The sequence below is a fragment of the Vibrio sp. 10N.222.55.C6 genome (assembly GCF_041473395.1).
Lineage (GTDB): Bacteria > Pseudomonadota > Gammaproteobacteria > Enterobacterales > Vibrionaceae > Vibrio > Vibrio crassostreae_C.
Window position 1 is genome coordinate 1 of record NZ_JBFRSD010001164.1, and the last position, 390, is coordinate 390.

Sequence of the window (390 nt, forward strand, 5' to 3'; positions counted from 1 at the left end):
GAGTGGGGAAGCTGGAATGTCTCTTCTAGAGTGCGTTATTTCTATGGGGCTGGATGGGGTGAAGCGAACGATGGTGATATCGGTAACCCTGAAGGGATGCGATTTATTAATGAACTAGAGTTTAGGCAAAATGTCGCGCTCGATGCTTGGTCGTTAAACAACCCTCAGGTCCACTATAACTTTAGAAGAATCGATATAGCGGGGGATTTAACGGATCCTTTAGACACACACTATTACTATGAATTCGGCGCTGGGTTGGTGTTCGATGTCCCTTACGACTCTTACTTCTTTGATAACTTCGGTGTCGGGATTAACTTCAATTATGGCAGCTCACTCAGTGGCGGTAGCTTGCTATTCTTACTCAATAATTAGCATAAATTGTTGATCTTA

General features: G+C 43.6%; 1 protein-coding gene. It reads left to right on the plus strand.

The window, feature by feature from the left end; translation table 11 throughout:
• On the plus strand, positions 1 to 372 hold a 372-nt coding region (locus AB4486_RS28005), incomplete at its 5' end, for a Solitary outer membrane autotransporter beta-barrel domain (protein ID WP_372120088.1).
• Between the last annotated feature and the right edge of the window lie 18 nt (positions 373 to 390).